Origin of the sequence: Archangium sp. (genome assembly GCF_036277355.1) — a bacterium.
GTDB lineage: Bacteria > Myxococcota > Myxococcia > Myxococcales > Myxococcaceae > Archangium.
Window position 1 is genome coordinate 13,529 of sequence record NZ_DASUNC010000037.1, and the last position, 18,935, is coordinate 32,463.

At 69.5% G+C, this 18,935-nt stretch carries 16 protein-coding genes; 7 read left to right on the forward strand and 9 right to left on the reverse strand.

Going from position 1 to position 18,935, the window contains the following annotated elements; genetic code table 11:
- Window position 1: 1 nt before the first annotated feature.
- The 3 genes from VFZ09_RS08980 to VFZ09_RS08990 form a co-directional block, all read right to left on the reverse strand.
- The gene (locus VFZ09_RS08980) at window positions 2-832 is read right to left on the reverse strand and encodes a carboxypeptidase regulatory-like domain-containing protein (RefSeq protein ID WP_329727092.1); all 831 of its coding nucleotides are present in this window, start codon (window positions 830-832) and stop codon (window positions 2-4) included.
- A gap of 209 nt (window positions 833-1,041) precedes the next feature.
- Complete coding sequence (locus VFZ09_RS08985) at window positions 1,042-1,926, reverse strand: peptidase MA family metallohydrolase (RefSeq protein WP_329727093.1); 885 nt, start codon at window positions 1,924-1,926, stop codon at window positions 1,042-1,044.
- On the reverse strand, window positions 1,923-2,858 hold the full coding sequence (locus tag VFZ09_RS08990) for a metalloenzyme (protein WP_329727094.1): 936 nt from the start codon (window positions 2,856-2,858) through the stop codon (window positions 1,923-1,925). Before VFZ09_RS08990 ends, VFZ09_RS08985 begins: the two co-directional genes overlap by 4 nt.
- Window positions 2,859-2,891: 33 nt before the next feature.
- On the opposite strand from VFZ09_RS08990, the gene VFZ09_RS08995 reads away from it, so the two are divergent.
- A complete protein-coding gene (locus tag VFZ09_RS08995; RefSeq protein WP_329727095.1) occupies window positions 2,892-3,974 on the forward strand; it encodes a DUF4388 domain-containing protein in 1,083 nt (360 codons plus the stop codon).
- A gap of 3 nt (window positions 3,975-3,977) precedes the next feature.
- On the opposite strand, the gene VFZ09_RS09000 is transcribed toward VFZ09_RS08995, so the two are convergent.
- The 4 genes from VFZ09_RS09000 to VFZ09_RS09015 form a co-directional block, all read right to left on the reverse strand.
- Window positions 3,978-5,156, reverse strand: a complete 1,179-nt coding sequence (locus VFZ09_RS09000) for a GTP-binding protein (RefSeq protein WP_329727096.1) — start codon at window positions 5,154-5,156, stop codon at window positions 3,978-3,980.
- The gene (locus VFZ09_RS09005; protein ID WP_329727097.1) at window positions 5,153-6,298 is read right to left on the reverse strand and encodes an anhydro-N-acetylmuramic acid kinase; all 1,146 of its coding nucleotides are present in this window, start codon (window positions 6,296-6,298) and stop codon (window positions 5,153-5,155) included. Before VFZ09_RS09005 ends, VFZ09_RS09000 begins: the two co-directional genes overlap by 4 nt.
- 94 nt (window positions 6,299-6,392) lie before the next feature.
- Window positions 6,393-7,577: a hypothetical protein gene (locus VFZ09_RS09010; protein ID WP_329727098.1), complete on the reverse strand. Its 1,185-nt coding sequence runs from the start codon at window positions 7,575-7,577 to the stop codon at window positions 6,393-6,395.
- A 141-nt stretch (window positions 7,578-7,718) separates the two neighbouring features.
- Window positions 7,719-8,795: a hypothetical protein gene (locus VFZ09_RS09015; RefSeq protein ID WP_329727099.1), complete on the reverse strand. Its 1,077-nt coding sequence runs from the start codon at window positions 8,793-8,795 to the stop codon at window positions 7,719-7,721.
- Between the two features lie 194 nt (window positions 8,796-8,989).
- Here VFZ09_RS09015 and VFZ09_RS09020 point away from each other — a divergent pair, with 194 nt between their 5' ends.
- From VFZ09_RS09020 to VFZ09_RS09040, 5 genes are all read left to right on the forward strand, one after another.
- A complete protein-coding gene (locus VFZ09_RS09020) occupies window positions 8,990-9,445 on the forward strand; it encodes a MarR family transcriptional regulator (RefSeq protein WP_329727100.1) in 456 nt (151 codons plus the stop codon).
- 93 nt (window positions 9,446-9,538) lie between these two features.
- Complete coding sequence (locus VFZ09_RS09025; RefSeq protein ID WP_329727101.1) at window positions 9,539-9,946, forward strand: DoxX family protein; 408 nt, start codon at window positions 9,539-9,541, stop codon at window positions 9,944-9,946.
- On the forward strand, window positions 9,943-10,815 hold the full coding sequence (locus VFZ09_RS09030; protein ID WP_329727102.1) for a pirin family protein: 873 nt from the start codon (window positions 9,943-9,945) through the stop codon (window positions 10,813-10,815). Before VFZ09_RS09025 ends, VFZ09_RS09030 begins: the two co-directional genes overlap by 4 nt.
- Before the next feature lie 174 nt (window positions 10,816-10,989).
- Window positions 10,990-11,961 (forward strand): hypothetical protein, encoded by a 972-nt coding sequence (locus tag VFZ09_RS09035; RefSeq protein ID WP_329727103.1) that lies wholly within the window; start codon window positions 10,990-10,992, stop codon window positions 11,959-11,961.
- Between the two features lie 226 nt (window positions 11,962-12,187).
- Window positions 12,188-14,293 (forward strand): hypothetical protein, encoded by a 2,106-nt coding sequence (locus VFZ09_RS09040; protein WP_329727104.1) that lies wholly within the window; start codon window positions 12,188-12,190, stop codon window positions 14,291-14,293.
- Here VFZ09_RS09040 and VFZ09_RS09045 read toward each other — a convergent pair whose 3' ends face one another.
- Both VFZ09_RS09045 and gstA read right to left on the reverse strand, forming a co-directional pair.
- Window positions 14,294-15,613 carry an amidohydrolase gene (locus VFZ09_RS09045; protein WP_329727105.1) on the reverse strand — a complete coding sequence of 440 codons (1,320 nt, stop codon included), beginning with the start codon at window positions 15,611-15,613 and terminating at the stop codon, window positions 14,294-14,296.
- Between the two features lie 121 nt (window positions 15,614-15,734).
- Entirely contained in the window at window positions 15,735-16,343 is a 609-nt protein-coding gene (gstA, locus tag VFZ09_RS09050) for a glutathione transferase GstA (RefSeq protein WP_329727106.1), read from the reverse strand.
- A 786-nt stretch (window positions 16,344-17,129) separates the two neighbouring features.
- On the opposite strand from gstA, the gene VFZ09_RS09055 reads away from it, so the two are divergent.
- A complete protein-coding gene (locus VFZ09_RS09055; RefSeq protein ID WP_329727107.1) occupies window positions 17,130-18,935 on the forward strand; it encodes a hypothetical protein in 1,806 nt (601 codons plus the stop codon).

The following is an 18,935-nucleotide window of genomic DNA, read 5'->3' on the forward strand; positions in this document are numbered from 1 at the left end:
GCTACTTCGCGGCCACGAACTCGAAGGACGCGGTGGCCTCCTGGCCCTCCTTCACCGTGACCTGGGCCGTCTTCGTGCCGAGCGTCTCGTGCCAGGCCTCGAGCGTGTACGTGCCCGGTGGCAGGCCCTGGATGGAGAAGGCGCCGTCCTCGCCGGTGGTGGCGAAGTACGGGTGGGGGCTCATCACCACGAACGCCGTCATCCACGGGTGGATGTCGCACTTGAGGCGGATGACGTCCGCTTCCTTCGGGGGCTGGGCCTCCTTCGTCTTCAGGGGCGGCTGCGTCACGTTGAAGAGCTGCTTGCCCCCGGACACGCCCCGCACGTTGTGCAGCGTGCTGTCGCTGTTCATCAGCACCAGCGGCTGGTGGATGACGGCGCCCTGCACGCGCGGCTTGTACATGCACCGGTTCTGGTCCACCACGACCAGGGTGCTCGGCGGCGTCGTGGGCTGGCCGGGCACGTTGCCCTGCACGCGCACCAGCACATTGGCCAGCTTGCCGTCCGTCACGAGCACGGGTTGATCCACCAGGTCCATGCCCTCGCAGTTGGGATCCGTCCCCGGGATGATGGGGTTGGGAGCGGGCGCCTTGCCCTTGAAGGTGACGATGCCGCGCACGGTGCCGCCACCCTGGGGGGCCTGGGCGGCCTCCTCCTGGGGCTCCTGGGGCAGGGGCGTATCGGCGGGCAGGGGCGCGGCCTTGATGGCGGGAGCGGCCGGAGCCGGAGCCTGGGCGGCGGCGGCGGGAGCGGCCTCGTCCTTCTTGCAGGCCGTCAGGGCGGAGAGTCCCACCGCACCGAGTACCGTCAGGCCCAGCGTACGCAGCTTCATCGTGCAATCTCCTCGCACTCCCGGTCCGAGGGGGGACGCGGACCGGGGTGGGGAATGTCCACGGCTGTCGTAACAGAAAAGCGGGCGGGTGGGCCAATGGGGTGGGGGGACACCCTCAGGAGGTGGCAGGTAGGCCCGCGAGGAGGCGGGCACCGACGCACCGCGCCTTCACGATGACATCCAGATGTTCCTGAACGACGCAACGGGGCTCAATTCGTGGGCGGAGGCGCGGGGGCGGGCGTGGGGGCCCGGGGCTGTACGCGTCCGCCGCTGAACGCGCGCCAGCGGACATACCGGGTGAAGTCGCGCACGAAGGCATCCGGCGGCAGCCCGATGGCGCTCTCGAAGGCCTCGGGGAACTCCTTGCCGCTCCTCATCTCGCGCAGCAGGCCGCGCACCGGCTCCTCGCCGTAGCGCTTCACCAGGAACGCGAAGGTGTGGTGGGCCACCCCGTAGATGAAGTTCGAATCGTCCCGGTACAAATCCCCCGGATTGCGCACCGGATCGCTCGTGGGCGCGCGCTCATAGTGTTTGGCGATCTCCTCCAGCGACACCCACCGGTATGCCTGCTCCGCCGTGTACGAGGCCATGCCCTCGCGGAACCACAGGGGAATCCGTTTGCTCGTCCGCCGATCCTCCACCAGTTGGTACATCACGCTGTGGGTGAGCTCGTGCAGGAGCAGCTCGTTGATCTGCGCCTGGGTGGCCCCGGCCTTGTCCCAGGTGGAGGGGGCCTGGACGAACACTTCGTCATAGCGGCTCCAGGCGCGCAGCCAGTCGTAGCCGCGCGCCCGGACGGCGGACTCCAGCGCCGCGTGGTCGGGCATCACCCGGATGGTGACGGGCTCGCGCAGCGCGCCCCAGCGCTCCAGCTTGGGCAGGGCCTCGAGCACGGCCTGCCGGATGCGGCCGGCGTCCTGGGCGTTCCGGGAGTCGTAGTCGATGCGGAACTCGCCGGCGGCCGTCTCCAGGGGGGGCAGGGAGGCCTCGAGCGCCGCCCCGGGGGCCGAGAACCGGGTGGAGGCGCAGCCCGACAGCAGCACCAGGACTCCCAACGCCACTCCCAACGCCACGTTGCCCATCTCCATCCTCATTCCACGTCCAGCCAGTGCAGCACCGTGCGGCCCACGTCCGCCACGGTGGCCAGGGTCTCCAGTCCGGGAGCTGGCGGTCCGAAGTAGAGCACGGGGACGGGGTTGAGGGTGTGGGAACGTGTAGTCAGATCCTCCACGTTTCCATGGTCGCTGCACACCAGGACGCGGGCGTCGGGGGGGCGGGTGGAGAGGACGGCCCGGGCGAAGGCATCGAAGGTGTCCAGGGCCTCGCGGGCGGCGGCGAAGTCCTGGGCGTGTCCGGCCTCGTCGGCCAGGTAGTGCTCGAAGAAGGTGAAGTCCGCCTCCTGGGACACCCGCCAGAGGACGGCGGCGGCCTCGGCCGGGGTGCGCTGGGGGGCGGACAGGCTCCGGGCCCGGGCCCGCTCGCCGGTGATGTCATGGGTGAGGCCCTGGCCGGCCCGGGCGTCCTCCAGGGTGCGCAGGGGGACGTCCGCGGCGGCGAAGGCCAGGGTGCTGGCGGAGGCCTTCAGGCGGCGCAGGGCGGCCGGGGGGAGGGTGAACTCGGGGGGGCTGGAGGAGGGGCGCCGGGTGAGCTTCAGCGCGTCCAGGTAGGCCACCGGGTAGCTGTTGGCGAAGGTGGCGCTGCGGCCCGCGGCCACCAGCCGTTTGACGATGGAGTGACGCGCCAGCAGCTCGCGCAGGGGGGCGTCCGGGTAGCCCAGCACGTGCCGGCCGATGAGGACGGGGGCGGGGTGGCCGGTGAGGATGGCCGTCTGGTTGGAGGCGGACTGTGGCCGCCCGGCCACGCCGAAGGTGGGGTCCACGGGGTAACATTGACCCCCTTCGGGAAGCGCACGGGGGGCTTCATCCCGGAAGTGGGAGAGGAGATAGTCGCGGTGGGCGAGTGGATTCGCCTCCGGCTCGTTTCGTCCGATGCCAACCCCATCGATGAACAGGACTACGACGCGCATTGCGTAGGACTGTATCCTGGCTGCAAGACACTCATGGCTCTCCACGGCGACTTCTCCAGCTTCCCGCTTCCCGAACTGCTCCAGTGGTTGGATAGCTCCCGCAAGACGGGCACGCTCCAGCTCCTCACCTGGGAGGGCGGCGAGCGCAAGATGTTCCTGCTCTCCGGGCAGGTGCTCTCCGTGGCCCACGAGGGGCTGTGGGGGCGCGTGGCCCGGGTGCTCTCCCTGGCGAAACTGGCGGATGGCGCGGCGGTGCTGGCGGCCTTCAACGCGGTTCCGCCGGGCACGGAGGACGTGGAGCCGTTCTTCCGCGAGCACAAGGTGGACATGAAGCTGGTGCGCGAGCTGGTGCGCGAGGAGCTGCTCGGCTCCATGGTGGACCAGACGCGCGGGGGCCATGGCGCCTTCCACTGGACGGAGGACCTGGACCGCACGGGCGAGGAGTGGGGCCCCTGCGAGATGAGCCTCCGGGAGCTGCTCTTCGAGTCGCTGCGCTGGCTGGACGAGCAGCCGGATGTGGACCGGGTGCTGCCGGGAGACGCGCTGACGGTGCGCTCCCTGGTGCAGCCGAGCCCGCGCCAGCCGTTGCTGCAACGCATCCTGCTGACCATGTGCGCGGGCGGGCAGAACCTGGGGCGGCTGCGGCTGTCGCTGGGCCTGTCGCGCTCGTCCATCACCCGCCGGGTCTTCGAGCTGCTGCGGGCCAGACAGGTGGAGGTGGAGGGCGCACCGGAGGTGGTGGTGGATCCGGTGAGCGACATGCTGGAGAAGGGCGCGGTGCTCATCCGCGAGGGCCAGTACGACGCGGCGGGGCTGGTGTGCGCCTCCCTGCTGTCGAGCGATCCGGCGGACCGGCGGGTGCGCGAGTTCGCGCGCATGGCGCAGAGCGAGCACGTGGCCGCGCTCTACACGGAGCTGCCGCCGCTGGCGGTCCCGGAGCTGCGGCCGGATCCGGAGGCGCAGACGCTGCTCAAGCAGGAGGAGCGGCAGGTGGCCGGGCTCATCAACGGCTCCTGGGACGTGTCCACGCTGGTGCTGGCCAGCTCCGCGCGCGAGCTGGACACGCTCAAGACGCTGGCCAAGCTGAAGCGGATGGGTCTGCTGCACCTGCGCTGAGCGTCACTCCGCCGCGGGGGCGGGCAGTCCCGCGGCATGCAGCCGGGAGAAGATCTGCATCAGGACGTAGAGCGCGAACGCCGCGTCATCCACGCGGTTGCTGGAGCGTGCCGCCAGCGTCTGCAGCCGGAGCAGATCCGCCCCGTCCACGTGGAGCAGGTGGGCCTGGGCGCCCAGGGGGCCCTCGCCGGCGAACGCGAGCCCGCGCCGCGCGGCATCGAGGCAGGCCTGGATGCACGTCCCATAATCCCCGGAGGAGAAGGCCCCCTCGGCGGCGCGCGCGTGGTCGAACAGGTCCGAGGGCGCCAGGGCGCTCGCGGGCCCGAGCGGCCGCTGTCCGGTGAGGGCGGGGGGCGCGACGGCCGGGGCCACCTGGACGTGCACCTGGGGCTGCGGGTGGCCGATGGCCGGCATGCTGCGCGAGGGCCGTGCCACCATGGGGGCGGCGGAGGCCGTCGCCGTGGCCGGGGCCGTGACACCGGGAGCGCGGCCCGCGAGGTGCTGGTTGAGCTGGGCCTCCAGTCCGCCCCCACCGCTGGCCTTGGGCGAGCCCAGGGAGGGAACCGCCGGGGTCGCGGCCCGGGGCGGGGGGACGATGCGCTTGACGCGCAGGTCCTGGATGACCAGCCGGGTGATGGCCTTGAGGGCGTCGAGCACGCCGCGGCCGCTGAGGGCCTCGGTCTCGAAGTCGGGGACGTTGCGCGGGTTGAGCGCGGCGCGCAGCTCGGCCACGGGCAGGGCCTTGGGGATGTCGCGCTTGTTCCACTGGAACACCAACGGGAAGCGCTCCAACCGGACGCCCTGCTCGAGCAGGTTCTCCTCCAGGTTGGCCAGCGACTCGCGGTTGGCGTCCATCATCTCCGGCTGCGAGTCCGCCACGAACACCACGCCATCCGCCCCCTGCAGCACCAGCTTGCGCGTGGCGTTGTAGAAGACCTGGCCGGGCACCGTGTACAGCGCGAGCCGCACCGTGCAGTCATTCACCCGCTCCACCTTCACGGGGAGGAAGTCGAAGAAGAGCGTCCGGTCTCCCTCGGTGGCGATGGACATCATCTCGCCGCGATGCGCGGGGCGCACCGTCTCGTACACCTTGCGCAGGCTCGTCGTCTTTCCGGACAGACCCGGTCCGTAGAAGACGATCTTCACAGCCACTTCGCGGGCTACCAGGTTCACGCTGCTCACGGTGTGAGCTTACCTAGAACGACTCGCCTCTTCGCGCCAGTTGCCGACGGCACATTCGCGGGGGTCCTCGACAGGTGCTCGTTCGCCAGGAGGGCGAAGCACACGGCTTCCTTGGCGCCCTCGGGCAGCCCCAGCACGTCCAGGGGGCGGACGGGCAGGGGAGCCAGCCGCGCCGTGAGCCGCTCCATCAGCACCGGATTCCGGGTACCGCCGCCGGAGACGTACACCGCCTCCAGGGCGAAGCGCGGCAGCAGCCACCGCTCGTAGGCCCGGGCGGTGGCCTCCACGGTGAACGCCACCGCCGTGGCCATCAAGTCATGGGGACGCGTGGCCCCGTGGCGCTCCCACAGCCGCTCCACCAGCGCGTCGCCGAAGCCCTCGCGGCCGGCGCTGCGGGGCGGGGGGAGGGCCAGGAAGGGGTGCGCGAGCAGTTCCGTGAGCAGCTCGGGAATGACGTGGCCCTGGCGCGAGAGGCTCCCGTCCAGGTCGCACTGGAGCTGGCCGCCGGAGATGCGCCGGGCCAGCCCGTCCATCACCATGTTGCCCGGGCCGGTGTCGAAGGCGATGGTGTCCTCGAGCCGGTCGCTCACCACGCTCACGTTGCCGATGCCGCCGATGTTCTGCAGCGCCCGCGCCACCCCCGGCTTCCGGAACAGGGCCCAGTCCAGGTAGGGCACCAGCGGCGCCCCCTGGCCCCCGGCGGCCACGTCCCGGGTGCGGAAATCACTCACCACGGGCAGGCCGGTGCGCTCGGCGATGACGGAGGGCTCCCCCAGCTGGAGCGTGGAGGGCGTCTCGGAGAGGCTCGCCGGGAGGTGGGCCACCGTCTGGCCGTGCGAGCCGATGACGTCCACGTCCTCGGGGCGCAGGCCCGCCCGGGCGATGACCTCCAGGGTGGCCTCGGCGAAGTGTTCACCCAGGGTGAAGTTGAGCTCGCACAGGGAGCGGGCGTCGTTGGCGGCGAGGACCCGCCGGGTGAACTCGGGGGTGAAGGGCCGGGAGACGTGGGCCAGGAGGGAGATGCGCACCTCGGGGCCGGTGCCTTCGACGCGGCACAGCACGGCCTCCACGGCATCCACGCTGGTGCCAGACAGCAGGCCGACGCACAGACGGGAGTTGGGAGGGGGCGGTCGCGAGCTCATGCCCTCAAGTGTAAAGCCCGGGCCCCACATCCGCCGCCCCCGGGGGGCCGGAGTGTCAGCCCGGAGGCTTGGGAACCATCCTCCGGGCTCCGGGCTACGTGCTCTGGATGGGCTCCCCGGGGAAGAAGGGGGCCGGTGGGGGGGCGCCCGGGGCCGGCGTCCTGGCGGGAGGCGTCGCCGGGACGGGCGTTCCCGGAGAGGGCTCGGTCCTGTCCGCCGTGAGGAAGAGCCTGTTCATCACCCGGTCCATGATGGGGCTGAGGAAGCGCTCGGCGGAGAAGCCCACCGCGATGAGGAGGATGGCGTAGGTGCACACCAGGGCCTCGTTGTTGCCCAGGACGATGCGCAGGGCGGGCTGGAGCTGGCCCATGCTCTCGAGTGGATCGAGCGCGCCTGGCGCGGAGGGGACGGTCTCGATGCTGAAGAAGAGCTGGGAGATGGACAGCAGGTAGAAGAGGAACGCGGCGACGGCGCCGATGGAGGGTTTGACGAACAGGTAGTAGACGAACTGCCGCCAGAAGGGGCCGCGCATGACGAGCACCGGCCGCTCCGAGAGCATGTTGGCCGTGATGGCGCCCCCCGCTCCGAGCAGGACGAGCGACAGCGTGCTCAGGGTGGAGGCCCGCCAGGGCAGCTCGATGGGGTTCTTGAGGATGAGCCCGGCGAACTGCGCGGGCAGCTTCGTCATCACCGTCAGGAAGAACATCAGCACGAGCAGGGACCCGCTCAGGCTGCGGATCATCATGGTGAGGTCGAGCTGCAGGTAGTGCTTGTCCGAGTGCCGGAGCACCTGGCGCAGCGCGATGCGGAGGATCTGCCGGGCGTGGCGCAGCTTCAGCTCCTCCTCGGGTTTCAGGGCCTCCACGCGGTGGGAGAGCTCCACGGCGCACCGGACCGCGGCGCACAACGGACCCGACCTCTCATCGCTCCCCAGCCAGGTGGAGCGGGCGATGGGCTCGTGGATGTTGCGCCGGAAGTTCTCCTCCACCATGAGGGCCTCGGTGGCGAGCAGGTCGAGTGGCAGGATGAGCAGCAGGTCCGCGGCGACGCCGTGGACGAGCTCCCAGAACTGGCAGTTGTCCAGGGGGAAGCGGGGCCTCCAGCGCCATGCCTCGAGCCCGGCCTTGGCCTGCGCCAGACGCTCGTGCAGGTTCTTGAGGATGCTCGCGGTCTGGGGGGAGCATGGCCCCTCCTGTTGCTCCTCCAGGAAGCGCAGGGTGGACTCCAGGCTGCGCAGCTTCGCCCAGCGCCTGCCGGTGTGGTGCCGCGGCGATTCCATGGCATGGCCTCCTCCCACGGAAGGATGGGGACCACGCGGGCTTGTGACGCCGAATCCCGGGCCGGAGCGCGGGGGAGGGCGGACGCTCGGCGCGCATGGCCGCCCCGTCTCCCGGGGAGGGGCTTTCGTCGGCGGATGGAATCAGCCAGGGGCTGTCAGGCGCCCGCGTTCCCGGCGCCAGGGACCGGGTGGTGCTGGACCTTGCTCGCCAGCGCTCGCCTGGGGTTCCCGTTCCTGTCTCCATTTCCGGAGGCCGGGACACCGCGGGGACTCGAGCACCTGCGGGACGCGGGCACACTCCTCCCCTGGAGGGGGATCCGCCGCGGAGCCTCCGGTTCCTGAATGCAGGAGGGACGGTGCCGGACGGTCTGGCTCGCGCAGGGCCTGGAGTGCTCCAGACATGGAAGGCGTATCGGGAGCGGGATTCCCACCGGGTGGGACGGGCCGGCTCCAGGGCCTTCGCCTGAAGGACCCGAGCGTCTCCGCCGGCCGGAAGGTGGCGATGCGCGCGCTGGCCTCACCCGTCGAGCGGACGAGGACGGCGGGCGCGAGGCCCGGCGTGTGCCGCGCGAGCGCGGTGGAACTGGAAGAGGGACGGGTGCCCTGCCGGGCCACCAGCACGATGCGCCGGCCCCGGACACTGGGCTCGCTCGAAGGAGGGGACGGGAGGGCCGCCGCCGCCATCCGAGGGGCCTGCTCCGTTTCGCGCCGTCCACAGCCGCTCAGCTCATTGCCGGCCAGCGTGGCGGTGCCCCAGCTCACGGCGATGCAGTTCTCCGCGATGGCGCTCACCGAGGTGTTCCGCACGGCCGCGCTCATGCCCAGCGCGATGCCCTGGTGCGCCTGGGTGATGACGGCGCCGTGGATCTCCGTGCCCCGGCCTCCGCGCACGCGGATGCCGTACCAGGCGCCGCTGCCGCCGTGCGAGGTGAGCTCGACGGGGCTCGCCGCGGTGCCGTGCACCCGCAGCGTTCCATCGACGATCAGCTCCACGCGCCGCGGATCCACGCCGGACTTCAGCGCGTCGCTGGCGGCGGCGATGACCTGGACACCGGGCTCGATGGTGAGCTTCGTGCCCCAGGCCACGGTGACATCACCGTGCAGCACATAGGGGCTGCCACGCCTCGTCCAGACGGTGGACGTGGAGAGGGTTCCCCGCACGTCCGTGGCGGACGCGAGGGCGGGAAGCAGAAGCAGGGCAAGCAGTACGGCGCGCATCTTGGAGCCGATGCTAGTGCGCTCTGTCGTGAGTCCTGGAGCGCCGTCCGGACAGCAGGCGGGGGGACTGGCGCCAGCCCGGGATTCCGGATGGGATGGGAGCGCGCGCTTGCGAACGGCCCGGGAGTGGATTACTTCCAATACGAACCTTTTCGTTCGCGACCTTCACGGTGCGAACCTTTCGGGCCCGAACGATGCCGACCCGCTACAAAGGGAGCGCCCGGGAAGTGCGGGCGCTCGACACCTTCGTCAAGCTGACGCGGGCGATGGAGACGCTCGGGGCGCAGCTCCAGCGGCACCTGGCCAGCCTGGAGATCACCCCGCCTCAACTGGCGGTGCTGGAGGCCCTGCTGCACGTGGGGCCCATGAGCCAGAGCGAGCTGGGCCGCAAGCTGCTGCGCAGCAACCCCAACATGACGGCGCTGCTGGACAACCTCGAGCGCGGCAATTGGATTCACCGGGAGCGCAGCCCGGAGGATCGCCGGGTGGTGGTGGTGAGCCTCACCCCCGAGGGCCGGCGTGTCATCGAGCGGGTGTTTCCCGCCCATGCCGCCCATGTCGCGGCGCTGATGGGGGCCCTGACCGCCGAGGAGCAGGAGACGCTCGGCGCGCTCTGCAAGAAGCTGGGCCTCTCCCTGTCCGGGAGCTGAGCCCTCCGCGTTCGAGTTCCCCGCAACGAAGTTTTCGCTCGCGCATTTAGTTCCAGTACGAACCATTAGGGTTCGAAGAAAGAGGAGACGGTCATGGTCAAGGCGAAGAAGGTGGGTCTGTGGGTCCTCACGGTGCTGCTCGCGGTGGCGTTCCTGGGGGCGGGAGGCTCGAAGCTGGCGGGGGTGGCGCCGCACCCGGAGAGCTTCGTGCGGTGGGGTTTCCCGCTGTGGTTCATGTACGTCACGGGGGCCACCGAGGTGGTGGCGGCGCTGCTGCTGCTCGTGCCGCGCACGGCGACGCTGGGAGCGGGCCTGTACGTGGGCACCATGGTGGGGGCGGTGCTGACGCACCTGAAGGCGGGTGAGGCCTCGCACGTGGGAGCGCCGATCGTGTTCCTGGTGCTCGCCGTGGTGGTCGGGCTGGCGCGCCGTCACGAGGTGCTGCCGCCGTTCAACCGGCTCTTCGCTCGCGGTGGGCTGGGGGAGCAGGTGCGGGCATGAGCACGCGAGCCGTGGTGAAGGTGGTGGACGCCGTCCGGACCCTCGAGGGCGAGGGCTTCGTGGTGCGCCGTCCGTTCCCCATCCCGGGCTTCATGCAGTTCGATCCGTTCCTGCTGCTGGACGAGATGGGGCCGGTGGAGCTGCCGCCGGGCGAGGCGAAGGGGGCGCCGGATCATCCGCACCGGGGCTTCGAGACGGTCAGCTACATCCTGGAGGGCCGGCACGAGCACGCGGACTCGGCGGGCCATGCGGGCGAGCTGGGTCCCGGGGACGTGCAGTGGATGACGGCGGGGGCGGGGGTGGTGCACTCGGAGATGCCAGCGCGCGAGTTCGCTCGCACGGGGGGCCGGATGCACGGCTTCCAGGTGTGGGTGAACCTGCCTCGGCGCGACAAGATGATGCCGCCGCGCTACCAGGAGCTGCCGTCCGCGAGCATCCCGGTGGCCTCGACGCCGGATGGCCGGGTGAGGGTGAAGGTGATTGCCGGCGAGTCACTCGGCGTGCGGGCGGCCATCGACACGCGCACGCCCATCCAGTACCTGCACTTCACGCTCGAGCCGGGAGGCCGCTTCGAGCAGCGGGTGCCGGGGGACCACAACGCCTTCGCCTACGTGTTCGGGGGTGAGGGCCGGTTCGGCCCGGAGGGGACGCGGGCGGTGGACGGGCAGGCGGTGCTGTTCGCCAACGACGCGGACACGGTGGTGATGGAGAACACGGGGACGGAGCCCCTGCAGCTCCTGTTGCTGTCGGGAGTGCCCCTGAAGGAGCCGATGGTTCGCTACGGGCCGTTCGTGATGAATACCCAGGCGGAGATCCTCCAGGCGTTCGAGGACTACCAGAGCGGCCGGATGGGGCGGATCCACCGCTGACCTGGACCCGCTTGTCCTTCAGTGGACGACGGGAGACCCGCTCTCCTGTCGTTCACATCACAATCACGAAAAAACCTGCTCAATCGGACTTCCAGGTTTAAGCGGATGTTGCAATTTGAGTGTCGTGGTGACGTCCCCGCGTCACGGTCCAACTCCGTCCCACAGGAGCACGACATGCTGACTCCAGCCTCCGCGCTGTCTGGCCATCTGAGGAGCCATTCCACGCAAGCGGTCTACCGGCAGTGGACCCTCTTGGGGTGGGTGCTGCTCCTGTTGTGTGCGTGCGGTCCGGCGGAGGAGGTTCCCTCCGAGTCCTCCACCCTCCAGGCCCGGTCCCAGGAGATCGCTGTCTCCAATGGACTGGCGTTCAACGGCCTCGCGTTCAATGGACTGGCGTTCAACGGCCTCGCGTTCAATGGGCTGACGCTCAACGGCTTGAACTCCACGGCGTTCCATTCCTGGTTCCAGGAGGAACCGGCGCTGCGCAACATGCTGATGAGCTACATGGTGCAGTGCGCGGTCCCCTCGGGGCAGACGCGCACCTATACCAGTCCCAGCACGGGCATCACCTACACCTGGATGGGGAATCTGGGATTGGCGCCGGACTGGGCCAGCGGCAAGCCCTCCACCGTGCAGGAGCAGCAGGTCGTCTCCGCCTGCCTCGCCGCCCACGGCAACAAGTATGGCGTCCGCATCCCCATGTCCGTGCTGGGCAAGAACGCCAAGGCGGTGACCATCCCCTACACGTCCTCCGAGCTCACGACGTTCTCCGAGCGCGAGGGCTGCTTCTTCGGCAACCTCTTCAACAACGAGGGCATCTACGCCGTCAGTGATGCCCCTCCGCTCCACGTCGAGGACAGCACCGCACGCGGCTGCGCCCTCTCCACCGTGGAGAACAACACGAGCCAGGAGTGCCTGCCGCTCGTCCGGATTCGCGGCAACTGCGGCAACTTCTGCGTCCAGGACGTGTCGAAGACGTTCTACACGTCCTGCACCTACAACGGCGTCACCTACCAGCCCCTCACCACCCGCATCCGCAAGGAGGAGATCTACACGTGCGGAGATGGCACCTGTCAGATCACCGAGAAGTGCGGCACCGGGACCATCGCCGAGAGTTGCATGAGTGATTGCGGCGTCTGCGGCTGAGGCACGCCTGCCCGGAATGGTTCCTCGCGGGTCCAGGCCCAGGAAGACCGGCCAGGCGCTCGCCGGGCAGCAGCCCGAGCAGGGGGGGGCTGGTCCGCGAGCCTTCTCGACGAGGCCTTCGCCGGGGCAGCGGGCGGTCCCCTGAAACCGCCTCCGCTCACAAATCCCTTCAGTGGCCTCTACCTGACTATCAACCCCTCACAGGGGTGGAAAAGGGAGAGAAACCATGAAGGACGACACCACCACCCAGAACTCCATCGGGAGCCCCGAGCCGTCGGCTCCCGCGCTCGAGGCCCGTGGCCCGGCTTCGCCTCCGGCACCAGGGGACTCCTCTTCCTCGGGGGCCGTGGAACCCGTGCGCGAGGCTCCCTTCCCGGAGCCCATCTTCCCTCCGGGGACGGATCCCGCCTTTCCCGATGCCTCCGCCGAGCCGGTTCTCAAGATCGACAACATCCAGGGGAACATCCTGGGAGGGTTCAACAAGGACCATCAGGCGCTCGTGTTCCTCACCTTGCGACGGAACAATCAACCGGGTGCCACGCCGGACCAGGAGTTCCCGACGGTCCGGGCCTTCAAGAAGTGGCTCCGGGAGACCATCCCCCTGATCGCCACCACGGCGGAGGTGGTGGCCTTCAACCGGCTCTACAAGGAGATGCGCTCGCGGCAGCAGCAGGAGCCGCTCGGGCTCAAGGCGACGTGGATCAACATCGCCTTCACCGCGCGTGGCCTCGAGGTCATGAAGAAGTTCGACCCCTCCCTGGACCTCGGCTTCCAGGATCCCGCGTTCCTGCAGGGCATGGCGAGCCGCTCCAAGCAGGGCATCCTGGGCGACCCCGCCGCGGATGAGCAGAAGCACGAGGAGGGCCACCCGGACAACTGGGTGATCGGCGGCACCCGCGAGGAGATCCACCTGGTGCTCATCATCGCCAGCGATGACAAGCGCGAGGTGCGGGAGGTCCCAGGCACGGCGCTCCACCGTCTGCTCCGGGGAGAGGGCCACCGTCCCGGGCTCGGGAGCTTCGGCGCCGTCAAGGTGCAGCGCGGCCACAACCTGCCGGCCCAGAAGAAGCTGGCCGGGCACGAGCACTTCGGCTTCCTGGACGGCGTGTCCCAGCCAGGGGTCCGCGGCCGGCTCTCCGACGATCCGCACGACGTGCTGACGCCCCGGCAGAACCCCAAGAACCGTGAGCAGGGCAAGCCGGGCCACGAGCTCATCTGGCCGGGAGAGTTCGTCTTTGGCTACCCGGGGGGCGTCCCGAACGAGAGCGGCGAGGGGGACAACGCCATCGACTTCGAGTCCCCGGGCCCCATCGCCAAGGCGGGTCCGGAGTGGGCCGATGACGGCTCCTACCTCGTCATCCGGCGGTTGCGGCAGAACGTGGGGCTGTTCCACAGGTTCCTCGAGAAGGTGGCCCAGCAGTTCCAGGTGCCGGCACCGCCTCCCCAGAGCGAGCCGCCTCCTCCGGGCGTGCCGGTGGGGGACTCCGCCGCGGATCTCGTGGGTGCGCGGTTCGTCGGCCGCTGGCGCAGCGGCGCCCCCGTCATGCGCACCGGCGGCGCCGATCCCACGAAGAACGATCGGGACAACCCGGCCATGGCCGTCGATGACAGCGTGAACAACCACTTCGAGTTCCAGGATGCGTCCGATCCGCTCCTGCCCTCGGACGCGGCGGGCCCGTTCGACAGCACGGACGAGGATCCCCGGCACCCGGGCACGCTCTTCCAGGCGGCACCCGCGGACGTCGCGGGCCGGCTCTGCCCGTTCACCGGCCATGTGCGCAAGGCGTACCCGCGCGATGACGTGTCCACCTCGAATCCCCCCAACATCCCACAGACGCTGCTCAACGAGACCACGACGCAGACCCACCGCATGCTGCGGCGGGGACTCCCCTACGGGAGGGCCTCGGACTCGACGCCGGCCCATCCCCGGCCCGATGCCCGCGACCGGCGCCCCACTCGCGCGGGCGAGCTCGAGGATGATCGCGGGCTGCTCTTCCTGGCCTACGAGACGTCGCTGGTGGATCAGTTCGAGTTCGTCACCCGCGCCTGGGTGAACAACCCGGGCTTCAAGGAGTCGAGCCAGCCTCCAGACGCCACGCAGCGGGGCGGGCATGATCCCATCATCGGCCAGAACAACAACCCGAACGCCCAGGGCGCCCGGGACCGCGTCCGCGAGTTCAACCTCACGTTCGTGGACGGCCAGGGCAATCCCCGGCTCGAGCGCGTATCCACCGCCGTCATGGGCCAGCCGGAGCGGGACTGGGTCATTCCCACGGGAGGTGAGTACTTCTTCGCGCCCTCCATCTCGGGGCTGGAGCTGCTGGCGAAGTGATCAGGGCTTGCCCAGCAGCTCCAGGGCGGCGGTGGTCAGCGTGGTGACGCCGGTGCGCAGCGTCCGCTCGCGGTCCGGGTGGAAGAGGGGCGAGTGCAGCGAGGGGAGCGTCTCTCCCGCTGCCTTCGCCTCCGCGTGCCGCTTGGGCTCCACGGTGCCCAGCCAGAGCATGACGGCGGGGACTCCGGCGAGGCCGTACTCGGAGAAGTCCTCGCCGCCCATGACGGGCGTGGCCTCGCGGAGGTTCTCCTTGCCGAGCACCCGGGTGACGGCGCCGGCCAGCCGCTTCGTCAGCTCCGGATCGTTGTAGGTGGCGGGAGTGCCCTCGGAGACGGTCACCTCGGGCTTGCGGGGCGCGTTGGCCGCGGTGGCCTCGGCGTTCACCACGCGCTCGATGCCGGAGAGCAGCTGCTTGCGGACCTCGGGCTTGTAGGAGCGCACGGTGAGCTGGAGCTTCACCTCGTCCGGGATGATGTTGTGCTTGGTGCCGCCGTGGATGGAGCCCACCGTCACCACCGCGGGCTCAAGCGGGGACTTCTCCCGGCTCACCAGCGTCTGCAGCGAGAGGATGGTGCGGGCCGCGAGCACGATGGGATCCACGGTGGTGTGCGGGTAGGCGCCGTGCCCGCCCTTGCCGTAGAGGGTGATGTCCACGGAGTCCACGTTGGCCAGGGCGTAGCCGGCCACGTACTCGACGGAGCCCGCCACGGCGGTGGCGCTGTTGTGGAGGGCCACGGCGAAATCCGGCTTGGGGAAGCGCTTGTAGAGCCCATCCTCGAGCATTCCCCGGGCGCCGCTGCCGCGCTCCTCGGCGGGCTGGCCCACCATGACGAGCGTGCCGCGCCACCGGTCCTTCGCGCGCGCCAGGAGGGTGGCGGTGCCCACCCAGGCCGTCATGTGGACGTCGTGCCCGCAGGCGTGCATCACGGACACGCCCTGGCCCGTCTCATCCTTCGCCGTCGCCTTGCTGGCGTAGGGCAGCCCCGTCTTCTCCTCCACCGGGAGGGCATCCATGTCGGTGCGCAGCAGCACCGTGGGGCCCTTGCCGTTGCGCAGCACGGCCACCACGCCATGGCCGCCGATCTTGGGTGTCACCTCGAAACCCAGCGCGCGCAGGCGCTCGGCGAGCTTCGCCGATGTCTTCTCCTCCTGGTGGGAGAGCTCCGGGTTCTGGTGCAGATCCCTGTAGAGGGCGTCGAGCTCGGGGTAGAGCGCGTCGAGGCCCTCGAGGGCGGGGAGGGGGGCCTTCGCGGCGCGCGCGGGGGCAGCGGGCCAGACAATCGCGGCGAGGACGAGGGCGAGGAGGGGGAGGGATTTCACCGTGCGGTCTCCGGTCCGGGACAGGGGCGCCGACTAGAGCACGGCCGCGCCTGCGCTGCCCATTCCTCTCGCGCACGGGGTGCCCGGACCGTGGAGGCCCGGGCACCGGGACAGCAGGGGACTACTTCAGCAGCCCCTCGGCCTTGAGGGCGGCCTGCACGGCGGGACGGCCGGCCACGCGCGCGTGGTAGGCCTTGAGCACCGGCCACTGGCCCAGGTCGATCTTCACGAACGCCGTCCAGCCCAGCACGGTGAAGAGGTAGGCATCGGCCACGGTGAACTGCTCGCCCGTGAGGTAGGGGCCCTTCTCGAGGAAGGTGTTCAGGTAGTTGAAGCGCTTGAAGAGGTTCTCGGTGACGATCTTCTTCGCGTCCTCGGGATAGGAGGGGTTGAAGAGGGGGCTGAAGCCCTTGTGCAGCTCGGTGCTGATGAAGTTGAGCAGCTCCTGGAGGCGGTAGCGCTCCAGGGTGCCGTTGGCCGGGGCCAGCTTGGACTGGGGCGCCTTGTCGGCGATGTACTGAACGATGGCCGGGCCCTCGGTGAGGATGCTGCCGTCATCGAGCTGCAGGGTCGGGACGTAGCCCTTGGGGTTGATGGTGGTGAAGTCCTTGCCGGACTCCGTCTTCTTGCTGCGCAGGTCCACCTTCTCGACGTCGAAGGTCAGGCCCGTCTCGCGCAGGACGATGTGCGGCGACAGCGAGCAGGCACCCGGGGAGTAGTAGAGCTTCATTCGTGGGACTCCTTTTGAAGTGTTGCCGTGGGGTAGGCGGCGGCAATGTGCACCGCTCTCCGGGCCCGCGCCAGCAAATCCGCCCGCACCCGGAGTCACATGGCGATGACGGACAGTCCTGGCCGGGACCCCGCGTGCGTGTCTCCGAGCGTGTCAGGCACCGGGTGTATCCACGTCAGACCCGCGCTCCTCCCCGAACAGGGAGGAAACCTCGAGGCCGGTCGAGGCCGTGGTGGTGTGGTTTGGACGTCTGGAGGCCGTGATATGAGAAATGAATCGAATCGATGTATGGGATTGACCGTGGGACTGGTGGTGGCGGGTCTACCGGTCGAACAACGTCGCCGAGCTGCGGGATGCCCTCCGGCACGCGCTCAACGACCTTCGCTCGTCCCCGGGCTCCACGCCGTAGCACCCCGTTGACGCGATGAGACGAGGCCAGGGCAGGGCGCGGTGAGGCCCCTGTCCTGGCCTTCGTCGTTTCCGGCGGCCATACAGAGAAATACGTACGGCGTGCGCGGGGGACTCCGGACGGACTCCGCAAGCCTTGCACACCGCAAAGCCTGCACACCGCAAACATTGCGTACCGCAATCACTGCATGGCCTGACATGAGGCGTCTTTCGCTCTCACCGCACCTTTGTTTCGGGGGTGGATGGGGACGGGAATTCGATGTCAGGATTTGATTTGGGCATGTACAAGTGCTTGCTCGTTGCGGTATCAAGATTGCGCCTCGAGACCGGCCGTGGCCGTGTGAGGCGTTGGAAGATTCCTCCCCAGGAGCCCGTGACATGCACAGTGATTTGGGCAGACGTGTAGCTTTTTCGAGGCGGCCGCTCGGCCAGCGGCTGGGATTGACGGTGGGCGTGGTGGCGGCTGGAGTCTCGGGGCTGCTGTCCCTTCCGGTCCAGGCGCAGGAGGTGCCACCGGGTGTGGTCTTCCTGTTGGACAACAGCGAGGCCATGCAGAACTACCCGCAGTACCTGCCCGAGGCCTTCACGCCCGGCTACTACCCCACGCCCACGAACCCCGCCCGGGGTGACCTCGGAGGGGAAGGGTCCGCGGGATTGGCCATCAACACGGGCTGCTCGGACCCGGCCTTGGTGTCCGCGATGAGCTGGTTCGACAAGGCCAGCGTGGATCCGGCGAAGAATGGCGCCATTCCCTTTGACTCGGACAGCGACCTGAAGTCGCCGTTCTTCGACCCGAACCGGTTCTACTTCTCGCGCGGCCGGCGCCTCGCCTGGAACGTGAAGGAGGGCCCGTGGTCGATCAACGGCAACGACTTCGCGGGCCCCTTGAACAGCTACGGGGATACGCTGTCGGCCTGCTACGCGAGCGTGGGCTGGGACACGACGGACTACCCCTATGGCGGGTCCACCGGCAACGCGCCGCTCATGAACGAGTGCATGACGTGTCTGAACACCAAGGGGTGGTGGCGGGGTCCGATCGTGACCTCCAGGACCCAGGCCACCAATCCGGGTCAGGCGGGCCCCACCAAGGCGCTGGACGAGCCGGCGCTTCCCCCCGAGGCGTTCCGCAAGTGGGTGGTCAGTGGCCGCGTGCTCAACGTGCGTCCGCCCAAGTTCGTGATCGCGCGCAAGGCGCTCAAGGACGTCATCAGCTCGGTGCTCAACGTCCGCATGGGCGTGGCCACGTTCGGCGAGGATCATGGCTGGTTCGACCCGCCGGAGATGCGCGAGAAGCTCCGTCCGTCGTGCGATCAGTCCTACCCCGTCTTCAACGAGGCGGCGCTGAACCGGCCCAGGCTGAGGCAAGCCGTCAACGAGGTGAGGTTCCGCAACAACGAGCGCTCCATCGGCGAGGCCCTCTTCGGGCTGGGTGGCTACTTCTCCTCGCAGGTGGCGGACAACCGGTGGGGGTCCTGGTTCCAGCAGCCCCTCAATCCCGGATACTTCGGCTGGCCGGGCTGCTGCAATGGTGGCACCTACGACGACCCGTATACCGGCAAGCCGGGTGCCTTCTGGGCCGTGGACGCCAAGGAGTGGCTCAAGACGCCCTATACGGACCCCTATACCGGAAAGTACCTGCCGGGCCAGCCCTGGGAGGGCACCGGGTCTGACAGATCCGTCTGCAATGCCTCACAGAGCAACAACATCATCGTGGTGAGCGCTGGCGCGCCCCGGTTCGACAACTCGGTGCCCATCACCAAGATGATGGACATTCTCGAGGCCAATGGCGCCAGGCACCCGGATGGCTCGCTGCTCACGTTCGATGCGGCCAACCCTATTACGAACCCCAACGTGGGAGGCGTGAACTACTGCCACCTGTTTGGCGTCACCAAGGAGGCGTGTGATTACACCGACTACAACTGGCCGACCGGCCTTGGCGTGGGCAACAAGAACTTCATGGATGACGTGGCCTTCTTCCTGTCGCATACGGACCTGCGGAGCGACATGGGTGGAAGCCAGACGGTGCGGACGTTCGTCGTCGGCTACGGTGACAGCAGCCCCATGCTCCAGAGCATCGCGCTGGCGGGCCGCGGCGGCTTCTACCGCGCGGATCAGCCGGGCACGCTGAAGGAGGCCTTGCTGTTCGCCGTGGGCCAGAGCGCGAACAGCTGCTCCGCGCCGTAA

Bases quoted from the DNA above. Each gene is read 5' to 3' on its own strand.
- VFZ09_RS09040 (WP_329727104.1), top strand. From the start codon at position 12,188: ATGAAGGACGACACCACCACCCAGAACTCCATCGGGAGCCCCGAGCCG.
- VFZ09_RS08995 (WP_329727095.1), top strand. From the start codon at position 2,892: ATGGCTCTCCACGGCGACTTCTCCAGCTTCCCGCTTCCCGAACTGCTC.
- VFZ09_RS09035 (WP_329727103.1), top strand. From the start codon at position 10,990: ATGCTGACTCCAGCCTCCGCGCTGTCTGGCCATCTGAGGAGCCATTCC.
- VFZ09_RS09025 (WP_329727101.1), top strand. From the start codon at position 9,539: ATGGTCAAGGCGAAGAAGGTGGGTCTGTGGGTCCTCACGGTGCTGCTC.
- VFZ09_RS08985 (WP_329727093.1), bottom strand. From the start codon at position 1,926: ATGAGGATGGAGATGGGCAACGTGGCGTTGGGAGTGGCGTTGGGAGTC.
- VFZ09_RS08980 (WP_329727092.1), bottom strand. From the start codon at position 832: ATGAAGCTGCGTACGCTGGGCCTGACGGTACTCGGTGCGGTGGGACTC.
- VFZ09_RS08990 (WP_329727094.1), bottom strand. From the start codon at position 2,858: ATGCGCGTCGTAGTCCTGTTCATCGATGGGGTTGGCATCGGACGAAAC.
- VFZ09_RS09055 (WP_329727107.1), top strand. From the start codon at position 17,130: ATGCACAGTGATTTGGGCAGACGTGTAGCTTTTTCGAGGCGGCCGCTC.
- VFZ09_RS09020 (WP_329727100.1), top strand. From the start codon at position 8,990: ATGCCGACCCGCTACAAAGGGAGCGCCCGGGAAGTGCGGGCGCTCGAC.
- VFZ09_RS09030 (WP_329727102.1), top strand. From the start codon at position 9,943: ATGAGCACGCGAGCCGTGGTGAAGGTGGTGGACGCCGTCCGGACCCTC.
- VFZ09_RS09005 (WP_329727097.1), bottom strand. From the start codon at position 6,298: ATGAGCTCGCGACCGCCCCCTCCCAACTCCCGTCTGTGCGTCGGCCTG.
- VFZ09_RS09015 (WP_329727099.1), bottom strand. From the start codon at position 8,795: ATGCGCGCCGTACTGCTTGCCCTGCTTCTGCTTCCCGCCCTCGCGTCC.
- gstA (WP_329727106.1), bottom strand. From the start codon at position 16,343: ATGAAGCTCTACTACTCCCCGGGTGCCTGCTCGCTGTCGCCGCACATC.
- VFZ09_RS09010 (WP_329727098.1), bottom strand. From the start codon at position 7,577: ATGGAATCGCCGCGGCACCACACCGGCAGGCGCTGGGCGAAGCTGCGC.